Annotated in this window: 20 protein-coding genes; 1 reads left to right on the top strand and 19 read right to left on the bottom strand. The window is 30.0% G+C overall.

Annotated features, from left to right (window positions below; all coding sequences use genetic code 11):
- Nucleotides 1–10 precede the first annotated feature (10 nt).
- Together CPEL_RS06305 and mapA are read right to left on the bottom strand one after the other, a co-directional pair.
- The gene (locus CPEL_RS06305) at nucleotides 11–598 is read right to left on the bottom strand and encodes a ComF family protein (protein ID WP_044599086.1); all 588 of its coding nucleotides are present in this window, start codon (nucleotides 596–598) and stop codon (nucleotides 11–13) included.
- Nucleotides 595–1,242 (bottom strand): outer membrane lipoprotein MapA, encoded by a 648-nt coding sequence (mapA, locus tag CPEL_RS06310; protein ID WP_044599087.1) that lies wholly within the window; start codon nucleotides 1,240–1,242, stop codon nucleotides 595–597. Before mapA ends, CPEL_RS06305 begins: the two co-directional genes overlap by 4 nt.
- Before the next feature lie 203 nt (nucleotides 1,243–1,445).
- Here mapA and CPEL_RS06315 point away from each other — a divergent pair, with 203 nt between their 5' ends.
- Complete coding sequence (locus tag CPEL_RS06315) at nucleotides 1,446–2,807, top strand: SLC13 family permease (RefSeq protein WP_044599088.1); 1,362 nt, start codon at nucleotides 1,446–1,448, stop codon at nucleotides 2,805–2,807.
- Here CPEL_RS06315 and CPEL_RS06320 read toward each other — a convergent pair.
- The 17 genes from CPEL_RS06320 to gatA form a co-directional block, all read right to left on the bottom strand.
- Entirely contained in the window at nucleotides 2,775–3,428 is a 654-nt protein-coding gene (locus CPEL_RS06320; protein WP_044599089.1) for a thiamine phosphate synthase, read from the bottom strand. The genes CPEL_RS06315 and CPEL_RS06320 overlap by 33 nt on opposite strands.
- On the bottom strand, nucleotides 3,418–4,551 hold the full coding sequence (gene thiH / locus CPEL_RS06325; protein WP_147575786.1) for a 2-iminoacetate synthase ThiH: 1,134 nt from the start codon (nucleotides 4,549–4,551) through the stop codon (nucleotides 3,418–3,420). The genes CPEL_RS06320 and thiH overlap by 11 nt, the downstream gene beginning before the upstream one ends.
- 1 nt (nucleotide 4,552) lies before the next feature.
- A complete protein-coding gene (locus CPEL_RS06330) occupies nucleotides 4,553–5,311 on the bottom strand; it encodes a ThiGH complex, thiazole synthase subunit ThiG (RefSeq protein WP_044599091.1) in 759 nt (252 codons plus the stop codon).
- On the bottom strand, nucleotides 5,311–6,111 hold the full coding sequence (gene thiF, locus CPEL_RS06335) for a thiamine biosynthesis protein ThiF (protein WP_148308783.1): 801 nt from the start codon (nucleotides 6,109–6,111) through the stop codon (nucleotides 5,311–5,313). The genes CPEL_RS06330 and thiF overlap by 1 nt, the downstream gene beginning before the upstream one ends.
- Nucleotides 6,108–6,299: a sulfur carrier protein ThiS gene (thiS, locus tag CPEL_RS06340; RefSeq protein ID WP_044599093.1), complete on the bottom strand. Its 192-nt coding sequence runs from the start codon at nucleotides 6,297–6,299 to the stop codon at nucleotides 6,108–6,110. Before thiS ends, thiF begins: the two co-directional genes overlap by 4 nt.
- Before the next feature lie 28 nt (nucleotides 6,300–6,327).
- A complete protein-coding gene (locus CPEL_RS06345; RefSeq protein ID WP_044599094.1) occupies nucleotides 6,328–7,089 on the bottom strand; it encodes a hypothetical protein in 762 nt (253 codons plus the stop codon).
- A 140-nt stretch (nucleotides 7,090–7,229) separates the two neighbouring features.
- A complete protein-coding gene (gene dapE, locus CPEL_RS06350) occupies nucleotides 7,230–8,330 on the bottom strand; it encodes a succinyl-diaminopimelate desuccinylase (protein ID WP_044599095.1) in 1,101 nt (366 codons plus the stop codon).
- Between the two features lie 3 nt (nucleotides 8,331–8,333).
- On the bottom strand, nucleotides 8,334–8,927 hold the full coding sequence (locus CPEL_RS06355) for a LysE family transporter (RefSeq protein ID WP_044599096.1): 594 nt from the start codon (nucleotides 8,925–8,927) through the stop codon (nucleotides 8,334–8,336).
- A complete protein-coding gene (locus tag CPEL_RS06360; RefSeq protein WP_044599097.1) occupies nucleotides 8,921–9,619 on the bottom strand; it encodes an SIR2 family NAD-dependent protein deacylase in 699 nt (232 codons plus the stop codon). Before CPEL_RS06360 ends, CPEL_RS06355 begins: the two co-directional genes overlap by 7 nt.
- Nucleotides 9,620–9,660: 41 nt before the next feature.
- On the bottom strand, nucleotides 9,661–11,859 hold the full coding sequence (locus tag CPEL_RS06365; protein ID WP_044599098.1) for an endonuclease MutS2: 2,199 nt from the start codon (nucleotides 11,857–11,859) through the stop codon (nucleotides 9,661–9,663).
- Nucleotides 11,859–12,206, bottom strand: coding sequence for a hypothetical protein (locus tag CPEL_RS06370; protein ID WP_044599099.1), 348 nt, complete (start codon nucleotides 12,204–12,206; stop codon nucleotides 11,859–11,861). Before CPEL_RS06370 ends, CPEL_RS06365 begins: the two co-directional genes overlap by 1 nt.
- Entirely contained in the window at nucleotides 12,199–13,491 is a 1,293-nt protein-coding gene (murC, locus tag CPEL_RS06375) for a UDP-N-acetylmuramate--L-alanine ligase (RefSeq protein ID WP_044599100.1), read from the bottom strand. Before murC ends, CPEL_RS06370 begins: the two co-directional genes overlap by 8 nt.
- A gap of 74 nt (nucleotides 13,492–13,565) precedes the next feature.
- Complete coding sequence (locus CPEL_RS06380) at nucleotides 13,566–15,536, bottom strand: LTA synthase family protein (protein ID WP_044599101.1); 1,971 nt, start codon at nucleotides 15,534–15,536, stop codon at nucleotides 13,566–13,568.
- An 18-nt stretch (nucleotides 15,537–15,554) separates the two neighbouring features.
- Nucleotides 15,555–16,343, bottom strand: coding sequence for a carbon-nitrogen hydrolase family protein (locus CPEL_RS06385; RefSeq protein ID WP_044599102.1), 789 nt, complete (start codon nucleotides 16,341–16,343; stop codon nucleotides 15,555–15,557).
- A complete protein-coding gene (gene xseB, locus CPEL_RS06390; RefSeq protein ID WP_044599103.1) occupies nucleotides 16,336–16,509 on the bottom strand; it encodes an exodeoxyribonuclease VII small subunit in 174 nt (57 codons plus the stop codon). The genes CPEL_RS06385 and xseB overlap by 8 nt, the downstream gene beginning before the upstream one ends.
- Nucleotides 16,509–17,960, bottom strand: a complete 1,452-nt coding sequence (gene guaB / locus CPEL_RS06395) for an IMP dehydrogenase (RefSeq protein WP_044599104.1) — start codon at nucleotides 17,958–17,960, stop codon at nucleotides 16,509–16,511. Before guaB ends, xseB begins: the two co-directional genes overlap by 1 nt.
- 10 nt (nucleotides 17,961–17,970) lie before the next feature.
- A complete protein-coding gene (gene gatA / locus CPEL_RS06400) occupies nucleotides 17,971–19,335 on the bottom strand; it encodes an Asp-tRNA(Asn)/Glu-tRNA(Gln) amidotransferase subunit GatA (protein WP_044599105.1) in 1,365 nt (454 codons plus the stop codon).
- Nucleotides 19,336–19,382 lie beyond the last annotated feature (47 nt).

Consider the following 19,382-nt stretch of genomic DNA (forward strand, 5'->3'; position numbering starts at 1 on the left):
ATCCTTAAAATTAATACCCAATTGTATCAAATTTTGCATTAGCTAAAACTAAAGCAAAAAGAACTTCTATATTATTTTCTTCCAAAACTTTTTTAGCCTCCATTAAGCTATTTCCACTTGTAACTATATCATCTATCAAAATAACTGGATATTTTGGAAATTTCAAAAGTTTGTAAAGTCTTTTATTTTCTTTACGAAATTGCAAATTTTTACCACTATATTTTATTTTAGAACTAGCCTGCAAGGTAAAATACATAGGCTTTATAAATTTAGTTTTTAAATGATGTGTTAATATAGCTGTATGAGAATAATTTCCATATGTTTTATCATCTAAAGCTATAGCATTAATCATACATTGTGGATTAAAAAAATCTTTAAATTTAGCAAAACTTAATTTTGCTAAGGCATTTAAGACAAAGTATCCTTGAAATTTATGTTTAAAATAAATCAAATGTTTTATTTGCTCATATTGGTAAAAATAATAAACCTTTAATCCATCTTCAAGTTCTCTAATACCTAAAGAATACTCCAAAAGTTCTTCTTTGCAAGCTGGACAAAAGCTTGCAAAAGAAAATCCATGGCAATTAAAACATCTCACAAAGAACTAATAATATCAGCAGCTTTATTTGCCACTTGCTTTATAAGTAATTGCGTATAAAAAGGCAAATCAGTAATTTTGTTAAAACCTTGCACTTCTTGTTTTGTTTTTATATTAACTCTTTTATTTGTATTAATATCTTTAAGCTCTAATTGGCTTGCTACAATAGAAAAAAGCGAATTAGAATCAAATTTAGAATAAAAATCATTAAAACTTAAATCTACTCTTAAAATATAAGGTGAATTTTGAGTATCATCAACCACTATAATACCTCTATTTTCTAACTCTTCTTTTAAAAATACATAAAAATAATAATTAAAATTTTCATTAATATAATAATTTTTTCCATTTGATGATGAATATTTTAAATTTTCATTTAAGTCATAAATTCTATGTATATAAACTTTCTTTAGTGAAGCACTTTTGTCTATTGTTCTTTTATTGGAGCAATATTTTAATCCTACATCGCTAATATATCTTAACCCTTGAATTTTAGCTTCATAAGCTTTAGAGTCTGAAGGATTATAGCATTGAGCTTGAATTTTTATAACCTCATTTACCCTTGCAACACCTTGATTTTTAGAATTTATCGCACATGCACTAAAAAATAAGACCAAAAATAATAAAAGTATTTTTTTTATCATAATTTTTCCTCGAATTTTAATCTTTAAAAGAATTTAAAATATAAAACAGCAAAAATTATACCAAAAAATAAATTTAAATAAAAATTTACTTTTTTTCACATAATTTGATATTAAATAAAAAATTTAAATAAAAAGTTGATATTTAAAAGAAAATTCATCTAGAATATGTTACAAAACTACAATTTTTTTAAGGAGTAATTTCAATGAGTTCAAATACAAAAACACTGATCGTTATAGCAGATTTGGTGCTTTTCATTGCCTTGCTTTATTTTTCGCCTTTTGGAGAAACCAAGGTTAATCAAGGTTTATCTTTGCTAATTTTTATAGCAATACTTTGGCTTAGTGAAGCCTTGCATGTTACAATTACAGCTATTTTAGTTCCTGTTTTGGCTGCTATTTTGGGTTTATTGCCTACACCAAAAGCGTTGGCAGGCTTTGCTGATTCTAATATATTTTTGTTTTTTGGGGGTTTTGCTTTAGCTGCTGCAATGCATCATCAAAAACTAGACAAAATGATTGCACATAAAATTCTTACATTAGCAAAGGGACATTTAGGATTATCAAGTTTATATATTTTCATAACAACTGCATTTTTATCTATGTGGATGAGTAATACCGCAACAGCTGCTATGATGCTTCCACTTGCCATAGGTATGTTAGCTTCACTTGATCCTGAAAAAGAAAGAAATACTTATGTTTTTATACTTTTAGGTATAGCCTTTAGTGCTAGTATAGGTGGTATAGGAACTATAGTAGGAACTCCTCCAAATGCTATAGTTGCTACTCAATTACACATTAGCTTCGCACAATGGCTTCAATATGGAATTCCTATTGTTTTGATTTTTTTACCTGCAATGATTTTTATCTTATATTTTATGTTTAAACCTAAATTTAATATGCAAGTAAATCTTCATACTGAACATATAGAATTAACAAGACCTAGAATTATCACTTTGGTTATCTTTTTAGCTGTAGCATTATCTTGGATTTTTAGTAGCAAAATTAGCCCAATTATCACAAGTATCTTTGGACATAAAATAGCAAACCTTGATTCAATCATTGCATTATTAGCTGCTATTTTAGTTTGTAGTTTTAGGGTTATTGATTGGAAAAGTATTCAAAAAAATACAGATTGGGGTGTTTTGATGCTTTTTGGTGGTGGTATAACGCTAAGTATTGTGTTAAAAGATTCAGGAGCAAGTAAAGTAATGGCTGATACTATGATTTCTTTTATAGAGAATGGACATTTGTTTATCATAGGCTTAATAGTAGCCCTTTTTATAGTATTTTTAACAGAATTTACTTCAAATACCGCTTCAGCAGCTTTGCTTGTGCCTTTATTTATATCTATAGCAGAGACTTTAGGGGTTCCTGCTTTAGGACTTGCATTAATCATTGCTATAGGCGCTTCTTGTGCTTTTATGCTACCAGTTGCAACACCGCCAAATGCTATAGTATTTGGAACAGGCCATATCAAACAACAAGAAATGGTAAAAGTAGGAATAGTTTTAAATATTTTCTGCTCTGTAGCTTTAGCAGTAATTGCATATTTCTTCTGGCTTTAATCTTTTAACCCTTTTTTGGGTTAAAAGATTTTTACATTCTAAAACATAATCTTTTAAATTTTCACTTTTATAAAAAGCTTCTCTTATACATACACCCGCTATATTTAAATTTTTTAATTGCAATATAGTCTGAGTATTTATCCCACCTATAGCATAAAGGGGAATTTTTGAGATTTTTAGCATAGCTTTTAATTCTTCTATACCCTTTGGCTTTAAATTAGCCTTGCATGCACTTTGAAAAACATGGCCAAAAAAAGCATAATTAACTTTAAATTTATAAGCTAATTCTAATTCTTCTTTAGAGTGTATGGAAGTGCCTAAACTATGAAAATATTTATAAAGATTTGGTTCTTGATTTAATAAATTTAAAGGCGCGTGAAAAAAACGATGATTTAATTTTAAACTTTGCCTATAAAAATTATGCAAAATACAATGAAGGTTTTTTTTCGCACAAATTTTTAAAACTTCTTTTGCTAAGGCATAATAACCATCCTCATCTAATTGTTTTTGCCTTAAAACTAGAGCATCAACACTGCTTTTACTTAATTTTTCAACAAAATTTATAGCATCATCTTGAGTGCTAAAATCAGTGCTAATGGCAATAATTTTTTTATCCCACATAGATATTATCACTCATTATAGCTTGCAAATTTGCATTTTTTAGCATAGCTAAAACCTCATCAACGCTGCGTATATCGCTGATTTGAAACTGATCATCGCCTTTTTTATTGCCTTGGTGTTCTCCTATGCCCACACTTACTCCAGCGCTTAATTTCGTAGCCACAAATTTAATCACCCCATCTCTAAAATCTGCATCTTCTCGCGTTGAAATGGTGATATTTGCAAATGGCAAAAATAATCTATAAGCACACAATACTTGCAAAAGTCTTGTTTGGCTTACATCTTTGGGATGAATTTTTTTATTATTTAAAATAGGCCTTAATCTTGGAGTGGATAATGAAATTTCAGCATGAGGGTATTTTTGCTGTAAAAAATACGCATGCAAAGCCGTAGCAAAAGCATCTTTTCTAAAATCATCTATGCCAAGTAAAGCCCCAAAAGCAACCCCTCTCATACCTGCTTTTAAAGCACGCTCTTGCGCATCAAAACGATACTCAAAAACACTTTTTTCACCTTCAATATGAATTTTAGAATATTTTTTGATATTGTAAGTTTCTTGATAAACACTTACATACTCACAACCTTTTTCATGAAGCAGTGCATACTCATCTACATTCATAGGATAAACTTCAACTCCAACGACTTTAAAATACTCTTTTGCTATCTTGCAAGCTTTAGCAAGATACTCCACACTAGCATACTCTCTACCCTCACCCGTTAAAAGTAAAATTTCTTCCAAGCCACTTTTTTTAATCTCTTGCATTTCTTTGTGAATTTCAGCCTCATTTAGCTTGGCGCGTTTGATTTTATTACCCTTTTGAAAGCCACAATATGTGCATTTGCTATTGCAAAAATTAGACAAATACAAGGGGGTAAAAATACTTCTTGAATTTCCAAAATTCCTTTGGGTGATTAAATTTGCTTTTTGTGCTAAATCTTCTATAAAATCTTGCGCTGTGCTTGAAAGTAAAATGTTTAAATCCTCTGAATTTAAATAATCCTTACTCAAAGCTTTTTTAACATCTAAAGGTTTGATTTTACTTTCATCGAAATTTTTAAGTGCATCAAAAACCTTGGTTAAAATTTCACTTTCAATTTTTTGCATGTGAGGATAAAATTGCATTTTAATCCCTTAAAAATCCACTCAAAGGCGAACTTGCACTTGGCATAGCCTCACTTGCTAAACCTGCTAAATACCCCATTCTTCCTGCTTTTATAGCCAAAGCAAAAGCTTTTGCCATTAAAGCTACATCTTTAGCTTGTGCTATAGCAGTATTTGCCATCACCGCACTTACTCCCATTTGCATAGCCTCACTTGCTTGTGCAGGGTTTGCTAAACCTGCATCTACTATAATAGGCAAAGCAATTTCATTTAATAAAATTTGTATGAATTCTTTAGTTTTTAAGCCTTTATTGCTCCCTATGGGTGATCCAAGTGGCATTATAGCAGCAGCTCCTGCACTAACCATAGCACGGGCTGCATATAAATCAGGATACATATAAACTAAAGGTGTAAAACCCTCATTTGCTAAAAGTTCAGTAGCTTTAATGCTTTCATAATTATCTGGCAATAAATACTTACTATCGCCAATTACTTCTACTTTTATCATATCCCCACAACCAAGCTCTCTTGCAAGTTTTGCTATACGCAAAGCTTCATTAGCATTTCTTGCGCCTGAAGTATTTGGCAAAAGCTTAATGTGCTTTGGGATAAAATCAAGTATATTTTCTATGCCTTTATCATTTACCCTGCGTAAAGCTAAAGTGATGATTTCTACCTTAGCTTCTTCTATGGCTGATTTTATAAGCTCAAAAGAAAATTTTCCAGAACCTAAAATAAAACGAGAATTAAACTCATGTTTTCCTATTTTTAATTTATCCATTACTCACCCACTAAAAGCTCTAAAACTAAATTTGCTTGATGTCCTGCGCAAATATTTACACGCGGAGCCATAAGTCCATTGCCTACTTTTGCTTCATTTTTTAAATCCCCGCACACATAAAAATTTTTTGCTATTTTTCTTGTTTGTATGCTATTGCTATCTCCATAACCTGCTAAACCAGAACCACAAATTAATGGTTTTTGTGGATAAAATTTATGAAAATTTTGTGCTAAAAGGGCTTTATATTTTGCACTATCAAAGGCTTCACAAACTATATCATCATTTATAAAAAGCTCGGCTATGTTTTCTTTTTCTATTTTTAAAACTTGTGCAAACACTTCTATAAAAGGATTAATCTTGCTAATTTGTTCTTTTAAAGCTTCAGCTTTAAATTTGCCTAAATCTTCTATCATATAAGCTTGGCGGTTAAGATTGCTTGGCTCAATTACATCAAAATCAATCAAATGAAGCCTACCAACCCCACTTCTTGCCAAATTTATAGCTATATGCGAGCCAAGTCCACCAAGCCCACAAATTGCCACACTTGCTTTTTTTAATTTATCATGCAATTTTGGAGTATGTCTTGCTCTCATCATCGCATCAAGAGCTTCATAAGGGGGCAAAGTGTTTTTTTCTATACAAAAAAGCTCATCATTTTCTTTTAAATCTAAATTTTCTTTTGTCGCAAAACCATTGACTATCCACACATCATTTTCATTTTTACTCACACTTTGAAAAAATTCCAAAGTGTTTTTAAAAGCTGTATTTACCATACTACCATTAAATTTAATTTTCATCAACCACCCCCTACAAAAGTAACAATTTCTGCTTTATCATTTTCTTTTAAAATTAGATTTTCAAATTTATCCCTTGGGATAATTTCTCCATTTAATTCTAAAGCAATAAATTCTATTTTTAATTGCTTTTCTTTAACATAATCCATAAATCTAAGCTCTTTTAATTCAAGCTTTTGCCCGTTAATAATCATTTAAAACCTTTATTTGCTTAAAAATATTTTAATTACCTATATTATTATAATTAAATTTTAAAACAATAGCTTCTTTTATGTTTCCAATATCAATAGCATCTTCTAAATTATAACCAAGTCTTAAAAGCAAAATTTCTAAATCTTTTTTAAATTTTATTTTTGTAGGTTTATTATGAAAGATTTCATTTCTAGCTTTTCTTATTTGGCTTAACTTTGTTTTAAGATGTTCTTTTGTGCCAAAACTTGGTAAAATTTGATTTTTATATATTTTTTTATCTTTAAATATATAAGCAAACTCTTTCCAATGATCTATTAATATCTCTTCTAAATCAATCAAACAAAAATTATCAAAAATTTGCCAAGTATTCTTATAATCATCTATTTTTTGACATCTATTTTTGACCTTTTTTAAAAGATTTTTTAATGCAAAATTAAAAACATCATTATTACCAAATCTAAACCAATTATCTTCTAATTCATTGTATAAATTTGCTATTTTTACAGCTAAAGTGCTTCTTAGAGCATTTTCATAACATTGCAAAAGTAAAAAATTTGCTTGATGATTTTTACGCCTTTTAGAATAAATTTTCATAATCAACTCAAACAAGTCTTCACATTCTTGATTTTTTTCTAAAATTTTTTGTGCTTCTTTACAGGCTCCCCATAAATAACCAAAATGTAAGACATTAATTCCTTTTATCATTCTAAATTTAAAGTCTTTTTTTAAATTATAATTTATAAATAATTTTTCTATTTTTTCATAACTACTTACATCAAGCTCAAAAGACATTTTAATTCCTATTAATCATATTTTAAAAAACTAATGTTATAATTTCAGAAGTTTAGAGGGCTAACTTGCCGTCAGTTGCGAGGTACTCTTAAATGAGAGGCTACTCTAAATTCTTTATTATGCATTTTCAAAAATATTTCCTAGTTAAAATTCTCTATCAAATCTTTAAAAATCAAATACAATTTTTCAAGCTCTTCTATGCTAACTCTTTCATCAATAGCATGAATTCTATCATTACACACGCCAAATTCCACAACCTTCACGCCAAACTCAGCAAAATATCTTGCATCACTTGTGCCACCTTTAGTGTTAAGCTCTGGCACCACTTGGGTGATTTTTTGCACGCTTTCATTTAACTTTTGCACGATTTTAGAATCATTTTGAGTTAAAAATGGCTTAGAACTTTGATTTATACAAAGCTCATAATCAAGCCCTTCGCAAATTTTTTCCACATAAGCTTTTACATCTTCTAGGCTAGTTTGTGGAGAATTTCTTACATTAAACATTAATTTTAAATCATTTGGAGTGACATTACACACTTCCATACCACCGCGTATATCGGTGATAACGATTTTAGATGGTGCAAAAACCTCATCACCTGGATCAAGATCAAACCCTGCTAAAAATTTCAACGCAAAAGCAAAATTATGCACAGGATTAATGCATTTTTGCGGGTATGCTACATGGCCTTGTTTGCCTTTAATGAGTAATTTTGCATTAATAGAACCACGACGCCCTATTTTAATACTATCTCCAAATTTTTTATCACAAGTTGGCTCAGCAACCACAGCAAAATCAGGTAGCATATTTTTTTCTTGCATAAATTTAAGCACTTCAAGCGTGCCAAATTTGGCCTCACCCTCTTCATCAGATGTTAAAATAAGCGAAATTCTTCCTTTGAAATTTTCAGCTTCTTTAGCCGCACACATAAAAGCAGCCACACCACTTTTCATATCTTGTGCGCCTCTTGCATAGATAAATCCATCTTTTTCCAAAGGTTCAAAAGCATTACTACTCCAACCCTCACCCGCAGGCACTACATCAACATGCCCGCCAAAAGCTAAATGCACGCCATCATCGCTAAATTTTTTAGTCAGCAAAAGGTTTTTAACCCCTTCTTTTTCTATAAAAAAAGCTTCAAAATCGCTTAACTCCACTGCGATGTAATTTAACGCACCATCATCATCTGGGGTAATGGATTTAAATTTAACCAATTCTTTAAAAATTTCAACTACTTGCATGTTTTATCCTATAAAAGCTTTATACAATAATGAAAGAGCAAAATACTCTAAAATGATTGCTGAAAAAAGGTTGATATAAAATATATGTTTATCTTTTACAAGAGCCTTAAATTTAGATACAAAAAAAGATAAAGTAAAAACCCAAAACACAATAAATCCAACCAAACCAAAAAGCAAAGCAAAAGAATTTTTACTTTGCATACTAAGTCCTGCTACACTCAACCAAAAACCTATCACATAAGGATTTGTAATATTTAAAAAAAATCCTTTACTAAAACCCTTTAGAGGATGTGTTTTATGAACTTTATTTAGATTAACATTTCTTGTTTTTTTTAGCATTAAAAACACCATAAAACTTAGAAAGAAAAATCCAAAAACAGCTAGTATTTTATTAAAAATTTCATTATTTGCAAAACTTAAAAGCCCAAGATTAATTAAAATTAAAAAAACTATATCCGCACTTAAAGCTCCAAGTCCTACACAAAAAGCATTTTTAAAAGATGATAAGGCTGTATTTAAAATCAAAATATTCACAGGCCCAAAAGGCACAGCAACGCCCATACCTAAAATAATTCCATGTAAAATCGCTTCTAACATTTTGCTTCCAAGAAATTTTCTATATCGATTTTGATTTTATCAATAGCCGTGCAAACATCTTCTATATAAACTTTTGTGAAATTTCTTTCTAAGTGTTTATCCTCATCAAAATTATTTAATATACTTTGTGCACACACTCTTGCATACTCCCCCACAGGCAAAACCTGCCCACTTGTGCCTATACACACAAATAAATCACAATTTTGTAATTTCTCATATAAAATCTTATAATTTGGCGCCATTTCTTCAAACATCACGATATTATGTCTTACACTTTTACTCTGACATTTAGGACAAATTTTATCATCACTACTTTCATAGCCTATATTAAAAACATTTTCACACTCTAAACATCTAAGCTCAGGCAAAAAACCATGCAAATGCACCACTTCTTTACACCCTGCGCGCTCTAATAAATCATCTACATTTTGCGTTAAAATGCTTATTTGTTTTGGGAATTTTTCTTTTAAAAAAGCAATGATTTCATGTGCATGATTTGGCTTAACACTAGCTAATTCTTTTCTTCTTTTATTATAAAATTCCAAAACTTTTTTAGGATTTTTTCTAAAACCAGTTGCTGAGCAAACTTCCATCACATCATGCTCTTCCCAAAGCCCACCACTAGCTCTAAAAGTTTTTATACCACTTGGAGCACTAAGCCCAGCTCCACTTAAAATCATCACTTGTTTCATTTGCTAAACCTCATTGCTATATTTAAAGACTTTTGCCATCTTTAAAGTTTCACCACCTTAGCACCAAAACCACCTTGATTAATCGGTGCGTCATTAAAGCTTTTTACACTTTTATGGGCCTTTAAAAACTCTTTTACCGCAAAAGCTAATTTTCCTGTGCCTATACCATGATAAACTATCACCTCATCAAAACCCACTATCAAAGCATCAGATATAAATTTATCCAGCCTATCAAGTGCTTCATCACTTCTTAAACCATGTAAATCTAAAGTCATATTTAAAGCGCTTGGGCGGGTTATATTAACACTTGATTTTACTTTTTGTGTTGGGGTTTGATTGCTTTTTTTAAGAAGCTTTAATGGCACACGCAAACTCAAACCATCGCTTTGAATCATCGCATCATTTTTTGAAATTGCAGTGATTTTACCTTTGATTTTTTCATATTTTACAAAATCCCCTACTCTAAGCTCTTCATTTTGCTCCATACTTGGCAAAACAATGCTTTTTTTAAGCTCATTTGCTTTGTTTAAGCTTCTTTGTTTTTCTTTGATATCTTTTAAATTTATGGTTTTTTTAGCCTCTTCTATGGCCTTGTGGTATTTAAATTCTAAATTTGAAATAAGTTTTTTTAATTCTTGCTCGTTTTTTTCTTTTTGATCTTTAAGTGAAAGTAAAATTTCATCTACCCTTGCTTCTTTTTTCTCAAGCTCTTGGCTTTGTTTGCGTAAAGAAAGTTCAAGATTGATATTTTTACTTACCATTTCTTCTAAATTTTCTTTATCTTCCCCATAAAGTTTTTTAGCATTTTGCACTAAATTCGCACTTATACCATATCTTAAAGCCGTTTCAAAAGCATAAGATTTACCTATAGTGCCTTTTAAAAACTCATATTTTGGGCGTGATAATTCCTCATCATACAAAGCAGCGATTAATTCTACTTGCTCATTTTTAGCCAAAAGCATGGCAAGGCGTTTATGGTGGGTTGTAATGATGATTTTATTATCTTGTTCTAAAAGTTTTAAAATAAGCTCAGTATATAAACAAGCTGCTTCTTCAAAATCTGTTCCAAGCTCTATCTCATCAACTCCCAATAAAACATTTTTCTTACCCAAAAGCTTAGAAAAATGCAGCATTCTTCCTGCAAAAGTAGAAATATCATTTTTTACATTTTGTGGATCTTCTAAAATCGCATCAAATTCTTTGAAATTGCCTATTTGGCTTTTTTGTGCGTTTATTCTCATAGGAAGTAAATGTTTTGCGAGTAAAGCTGCACTTAAAATTCCTTTTAAAAGCATAGATTTACCACCTGCATTTACCCCAGTGATAATCAAAGCTTTTTTACTAAAATCTATACTCACGCTTTTTGCATTCTTTAAAGCAGGATGTGCAAAATCATGTAAAATCAAATTTGTAGAATTATCTGCTAAAACAAACTCATAATCATACTTTTTAGCCATCAAAACCCTAGCACTATAGTGATCAAACAAATCAAAAGCATTATTAATAAATTTTAAAAACATCAAATTTTTATAAAAAACCAAGCTAATTTTTTTAGCATATTCATAAAAAATTTCTTCTTTAGCGTCTTTAATTTCATCTATTTGGCTTTGGATTTTTTCCACGCTCAAAGGCACTATATAAAAACCACCCCCACTGCTTCTGCCTATAACTTTTGCTTTTAAAGCATGATTAAACCCACCACGCACCAAAAGTGCTTCCATGCCATTTATAAGATGAATTTGCGTGTCGATTAAATACGCACTAAGACTTTTAGTATAGGTGAGTTTTTTAAACTCAGCCACTAAGCTTTCTTTTTTCATTTTTAAAGCTAAATTTAGATTAATAAGTCTTTCATCAATGCTTTCTTTAATCTCACCCTTTTCATCAAAATATTCAAAAAGTTCTACTATAGCTTGTGGAATTTCTATTTTCAAAAGCCACTCTTTCAAGCTTTCTTCAAATTTTAATTTTTTCAAATACTCAAAATACTTACAAATTTTTATAAATTCAAAACTTTGATCTAAATGCAAAATTCCTTGCTTGCTAAGATGAATTAAAGCGCTATTTAACTCACTAAGTGCGGGCGGGGAGTTAAATTCTATCAAGGCAAGTTCGTTGATTCTTTTAAAATGAAGTTTGCTATCACCTTGTAAAAATATATCCTTATCTCTTGCAAAAAGTCCTTTAAATTCTCCTATATAGCCATCTAAATCTAACTTTTTAAAAAATTGCTCTTGCATTATTTTTCTACCTTGCAATCTTTTATATCAAAAATCAATGCTTTAAATTGCTTATTTTTACCATTTGAGACAAAACTTTGCGTGCCGTATTCAAAATTAAAATACTCTTTACTTATATTAATATCTTTACATTTTAAACTTTGTCCTTGCAAAAATGCATTAAGTATTTCTTTTTTTGCTACTCCACTTCTTGTAGCACTTAGTTCAAATTTAACCGCAAAGGCTATAGCTAAAATCAACACTAAAACCAAAAGATAATTACTAATTTTTCCTATTTTTTTACGCAAAAAAATAAAAAAAAGTAAAATTGCAAAAAAAGCTAATACATATAAAAAAATCTTAAACATATAATCCCCTAAGTTTTACACTTATATCTCCTGCACCAAAACCTATCACTAAACCATTTTCAATCAGTTCTTCATCAAGATAAATGGCGTTTTCTTCTCTTTTGATTTCTTTTATAAATTTAGCTTTTGGAAAATATTTTTGCATATTAATTTCTATTTTAGTCTCTCCTGCTGCATATACAGGTAAAATATAAAGCTCATCAACACTAGCTAAAACTGCACTAAAATACTCTATATTTGCACTCAAACGCGTATAACGATGAGGCTCAAAAATAACTATAGTTTTTTCATACCCAGCTAATCTTGCATATTCATTAGCTGCTTTTAATGTAGTTTTAATCTCAGTTGGATGATGTCCATAATCGTCTATTAATGCCATATTTTTGTTTGCAAATAAAATATCAAATCTCTTTTTTATACCTTGATAATTTAAAAGTCTAGTTCTAATTTCTTCTATACTGATAAATTCACTTGCAGCCAAAATAGCCAAAGCAGCATCCATAGCCACATGCTCGCCCATACCAAAAACACTAAATTCCCCTAAACCCTTAAGAGTAAAATAGGTTTTTGGCTTGAAATTTTCCACTTTCATATAAATATTTACAATATCTTTACTTGGATAAAGTTTTTTTGCATTATTTAAATTTAAACTTGCTAAAAACTCATCTTCAGCATTTATAACTTGAATTTTAGACAAATTTAAAAAATCTGCATAAGCTTTGTGTAATTTTGTAATATCATTTCCATAATGATCTAAATGCTCAGCTTCTACATTGGTAACTATAGCCAAATATGGATTTGAATTTAAAAAAGAACTATCGCTTTCATCTGCCTCAAAAATAAGATTTTGACTTTCTTTATAAAGCATATTAGTGCCACTTTCTTTTAAAACCGCACCTATAATCACAGAAGCTTCTATCAAGCTTGCTAAAATGCTTGAAGTTGTACTTTTACCATGAGCCCCTGCAACTGCAAAAACTCTTTTGTCTTTTAAAATCATAGGCAAAGCTTCTTTTCTTGAAAGTATTGTGATATTTTGTTCTTTTGCACTTATTAATTCTTCGTTATTTTCTTTTATGGCTGCTGAATATACTACCAAATCTACATTTTTGACATTGTCTTTATGATGAGGGATTTTTATACTTATACCTTCTTTTTCTAACTCTTTTGTGATTTTACTTTCTTTAATATCTGAACCACTAATGATAAAACCTTGCTCTTTTAAAAACCTAGCCAAAGCTGAAATTCCAATACCACCTATGCCTATAAAATGAATTTTTTGCATTTTTGCCTCAAAATTATTTAAAATTTAAGGCAAAATTCTATCATTTATTTACTAAAATTAAAATTTAAACTTTTTTAAGGAGTGTTTGTTTTGTCTTGATTTATCAATCTATAATTTAGCTGTTTTTGAAACAATTCTTTATATAAATTTGAAAATTCTTTATGATATGAATCTATCTCAAAAGCTTTATTAGTATCTTTTAAACTTGAATTACTTTCAAAAAAATATCCTTTTGTTCCTTCATACACTCCATTTTTATCAACCCAAACAAGTTCATTAAAGCCAAATTCTAATTTTTCATTATCTATAGGTGCTAACATGTTTCTTCCACCTAAACTTAAATATTTTGTATTACTAAGGCTTAGATTATAAAGTGTTGGAAAAATATCTTTATGAGAACCTATGCGATTTTTATCATAATAAATACCATTTTTTAGATGTTTTGGAATATATAAATAAAATGGAACGCTATATGCAAAAGCCTTTTGCGAATTTAAATTCATCTTAATATCTCTAAACCTATGATCACCCGTTGCAGCAATGATGATTTTTTCTTTAAATTGACTTTGTTTTACTTGATCTAAAAAATTTCCAAACTCATCACTAGCATAAGCAAAAGCTTCTAAAGCATTTTTTGGATTGCTTATAACAAATTCATCTAATATTTTTTTGTTTAGGCCATTATCATTAATTAAATTTTTTCTGCTTTTATGTATATAAGGCCTATGAGTTGAAATACTAAGAGATATAACTAAAGTCGGAACTTTAGCATTTTCAAAAATAGAATAAATTTTCTTATATGCAAATTCATCTGCTATGCCGTATTTATGTTTAGTTTCTTTAGCTTGTGGGAATTCTTGCATTAAGGTATTTTCATCTATAATTTCATCAGCTCCTTGATAGTTAAAATATCTTCCAAGGTTATACCAAGAAGCATTACCACTATAAACAAAAATTATTTTATAACCTGCATTTTTATAAATTTGTAAAGGTGATAAAGCTAATTTTTCTTTTTGGTATATACCATTTGAAATGATATTTGGACTCAAAAACACTAATCGATTGAAACTTTCAATGGTATTATTTGCACTAGATAAAAATCTTTCAAAGACAAAATCTTGATCAAAATGTTTTTTTAAACTTCCTAAAAGATCTAGATTTTCATTACTAAATTCGATCAAATTAAAACCAAAACTTTCCATTATGTTTAGATAAATATGATTTTTTGCATGATATTTATTTGCTAAAGTAGTGTTAAATATAGAAAAAAGTTTTTCTTCTAAGTGTTTAATTTGGTTTAAATCTACATTTTTAAATTCTTGCTGACTTTTGTATTCTTTATAAGCCCATGAAAAGGCCATTAAAGGATTTGTAGAAATTTCATTAAAAGATTTTATAGTGCTAAATTCATAACTTGAAGCTCTTAAAGCATTATATGTAAAATGCCCTCTTAAAGCGACAATATAAAAATAAATCAATAAAACATTAAGCACAAAAGCAACAATCAAGGGTAATTTAATATTTTTAAATTTTAAATGCAAAATTTTCATATTAATAAAAAAACAAAATACACTAAAAATCAAAGCAAGAAAAATAGCTTTTAAAACAGGATAATCAGAAAAAATTATAGAAAAAATAGCATTAGTATCATCATCTTTTAAACCAAAAACAAAGATATCGATTTTACTAGCATAAAGTTGAAAATAATAATAATGAATAAAAGCAGAAATTAAAACGACAAAAGCAATAAATGCTACATAAAAACTAGAAAAATAATAATAAAATTTAGTAATTACCCCCCCCCCAATAAATTTTATTTTTTTATTTTTAAAAATAAATGCAAAATAAGTCAAAAAACCACACAAAAACAAAGGTAAAAAAGCACTACTAAAAGTTCTCATATCATGAGCTAAACCATACATATACACCATAAAAGAATTTTGGCTTTCACTGGTTAAATTTACTAGCATTAAAAATCTAGTAAAAGCAAAAATTCCCATAAAGACAAAACTAAAAAACAAAATTTGCGTTATAATTTTTCTCATATTTTTCCCTAATATAAACTAATTTTCATAATTTTTAATAATCTTATCAAAAGCCCATAAGTTTCTAGCTTCATTTGCTTTATTAACTTCTACTACAAGCATTTCCTCTTGCTCGCCAAGTTGTTCTTGAACTTGACCAAAAGCATCGATAAAAAAGCTATCGCCATAAAATTTCCACTCATTTTCTTGTTTTAAATTTCCTATGCGATTAACCCTTAAAATACTTGTTGAGTTTAAAAAAGCCCTTGTTTTTAAAAGCTCTAACCATCTTTGATTACTCTCAAAAGTGCTAGCTGTAGGAATGATAACTAAATCAACCTTTTTTTTCATAATCATTTGCCAAAATACATCAAAATGCGCTTCAAATCCAAAAAGCAACGCACATTTTAAATTTTCATGAGTAAAAGTAAAAAGTTTTAATTCTTTATTTTTTTTATTTTTAAAAAATTTCTCCTCATTCCAATGCGTATAAGGCATTAAAATTTGCTGTTCATAACTTTTTATATTTTGCGGACTAACTTTTAAACAAAGTTTTTTTAAACCTTCATTTTCAACACTAACAATAGGTGCTATAATGCTTAATTCGTATTTTTTTGCAAATTTTATCAAACTTGCTTTTTTACTTTCGCTTTGTTCTTTAATCATACTTTTTGGCATAGTTTTAAGCTCACTAAAAAAGCTATTTAGCACATACTCGCCTAAAACTACTAAATTTGCGCCACTTTCTTTAGCAGCTTTTAAATAATACTCTAATCTTGACTCACTCAAAGCTAAAGTTGGAAATTGTAAAGCAACTATACTACTCATCTATATGCTCAATTTCCAACTTAGCTTTTTCTAGCATAGTTCTAGCTTCTTTTATATTTTTTAAACCCTCTTTGTAAATTTCAACACAGGTTTTCAAATTCAAATCTTTATCATTTAGTTTTTCCAACGAAAGCTCAGCTTGTTTGATATGATCTTCAAATTCCATTAGTTACTCACTTTGTAATTTGGTGCTTCAGCTGTGATAGTGACATCATGAACATGGCTTTCTTTTAAGCCTGCTGCAGTAATTTCAACAAATTCAGCCCTATCTTGAAAGCTTTTAATATCTGCTGCACCCACATAACCCATAGAAGATCTAAGCCCACCTAAAAGCTGATGGATAACACTTTTTATACTTCCTACATAAGGCACCCTACCTTCAATGCCTTCTGGCACAAGCTTATCTTGAGCAGTTCCTTCTTGAAAATATCTATCCGAACTTCCTTTTTGCATAGCACCTAAACTTCCCATACCGCGATAGCTTTTGTATTGTCTTCCTTGGTAGGTAAATAACTCCCCTGGGCTCTCATCTGTTCCTGCTAAAAGCGAACCTATCATCACACTACTTGCTCCTGCTGCGATAGCTTTTGCAATATCACCTGAGTATTTTATACCCCCATCAGCAATCACTGGCACGCCGTATCTGCTTGCTTCTATCGCACACTCATCTATGGCTGAAATTTGAGGCACACCCACACCTGAAACAATGCGTGTGGTGCAAATACTACCTGGCCCTATACCAACTTTAATAGCATCAGCACCTGCTTCACATAAATCTTTAACCGCTTTAGCACTAGCAACATTTCCTACTATTACATCTACATTAAACTCAGCCTTAATTGCTTTTAGCGTATCAATTATACCCTTAGAATGTCCGTGTGCACTATCCATTACTATAACATCTACTTCAGCTTCTACTAAAGCTCTCACGCGATCAAGCTGACCTACACCCACTGCTGCAGCTACTCTTAATCTTCCATAAGAATCTTTATTTGAATTTGGGTATTCTTTGCGTTTTTTTAAGTCTTTTATGGTGATTAAACCTTCTAGGCGGTTATTTTCATCTACAATTGGTAATTTTTCCACTTTATTAGTAGAAAAAATTCTTTCAGCATCATCTAAAGTAGAACCTTTTTTAGCTGTGATTAAAGGCATTTTAGTCATTACATTTTCTACTAAATTGTCAAAATTGTTTTCAAATCTTAAATCACGATTAGTTAAAATTCCTATTAAAATTTTATTCTCATCTACTACTGGAACGCCTGAAATTCTATACTCAGCCATAAGTTCTAGTGCTTCTTTAACACTTGCTTTAGCTCCTATATAAATAGGATCCATAATCACACCACTTTCGCTTTTTTTAACCCTTTTTATCTCTCTAACTTGCGAGGCTATGTCCATATTTTTATGGATTACCCCTATACCACCAAGTCTTGCCATCATTATAGCCGCTCTGTGTTCGGTTACTGTATCCATAGCAGCGGAGATTAAAGGCATATTTAAAGTGATATTTTTGGTAAGTTTTGTCTTAACATCTACTTCTTTAGGTAAAACTTCAGAATACTGAGGAACTAGCAAAACATCTTCAAAAGTTAAAGCGCGTTTGATGATTTTCATATTTTTTCCTTTATTTGTTTTTAATCATTTCTTCTAGGCTTAAAGCACCATCTAACAAGGTTTGCTCATCATAAGCTTTGCAGATAAGCTGGGCTGAGATATTGAGTTTATTTTCATTTTTAGCCACTGGCACACTTATACCACCAAGTCCTGCTAAATTCACTGAAATAGTAAATACATCTTCTAAATACATTTGCACTGGAGTTTTAACATCATTAAAACCAAAAGCCACGCTTGGAGCAACTGGCATAAAAATCAAATCACAATCTTGTAAATTTTCTTCGTATTTTCTCTTAATAAAAGCTCTTGCCTTTTGTGCTTTGATATAGTATGCATCATAATACCCACTACTTAAAACAAAGGTTCCTAGTAAAATTCTTCTTTTTACTTCTTCGCCAAAGCCTTCGCTTCTAGTGTTTACATAAAGTTCGCCCAAATTTTGACAATGCTCACTTCTTCTTCCATAACGCACGCCATCATAACGACTTAAATTTGCACTTGCTTCGGCTGCTGCTATGATATAATACGCAGCTACATCAAATTTAGAATCCATCAAATCTTTATAAACGATTTCATGATTATTGGCTTTTAGCATATCAATAGTTTTTAACAAAGCTTGTTTTACATCTTCATTGCACTGATCAATATAATTTTTTATCACAGCTATTTTTAATTTTCTATTAGAATTTAATTTTGGTGTGGTTGCTTCAAAAGCTATATTTGCACTTGTGCTATCTTTTTCATCATAGCCTGCAATAGCATCATATAAAATCGCTGCATCTTCAACATTTTGTGTTAAAACTCCAATTTGATCAAGACTTGAAGAATACGCTGCCAAACCATACCTACTAACCCTTCCATAACTTGGTTTAAATCCTACACAACCACAAAAAGCAGCAGGTTGTCTTACAGAACCCCCTGTATCTGAACCCAAACTTGCTAAAGCTATACCCGCAGCAACTGCAGCAGCACTCCCTCCACTACTTCCACCTGGGACTTTAGTATTATCAAGCGGATTTAAACTCTTACCATAAAAAGAAGTAGCACTAGTGCTTCCCATAGCAAATTCATCCATATTGCACCTTCCAAATGGAGCAAAATTATTTTTGCGTAAATTTGCAATAACACTTGCATCATAAGGTGCTACATAGCCTTGCAAAATTTTAGAACCACAAGTTAATTCCCAATCCTTAACACTGATATTATCTTTTATAGCAATAGGCACACCCGCACCTGAAGCACTCAAGTCTTTATTTAAAAACTGCTCTACATAAGCACCTAAATGCTTTTGTTTGTGTGCTTTTTCGTTTAATTCTTTTTTTAGATTTTCTAATTCTTCATTTGAAAATTTCAAAGCTTGTTTTAAAGTTATCATTATTTATCCTTAAATTTTTTAACCAAATAAAATAAAAACAGCGTAAT

Source organism: Campylobacter peloridis LMG 23910, from assembly GCF_000816785.1.
GTDB lineage: Bacteria > Campylobacterota > Campylobacteria > Campylobacterales > Campylobacteraceae > Campylobacter_D > Campylobacter_D peloridis.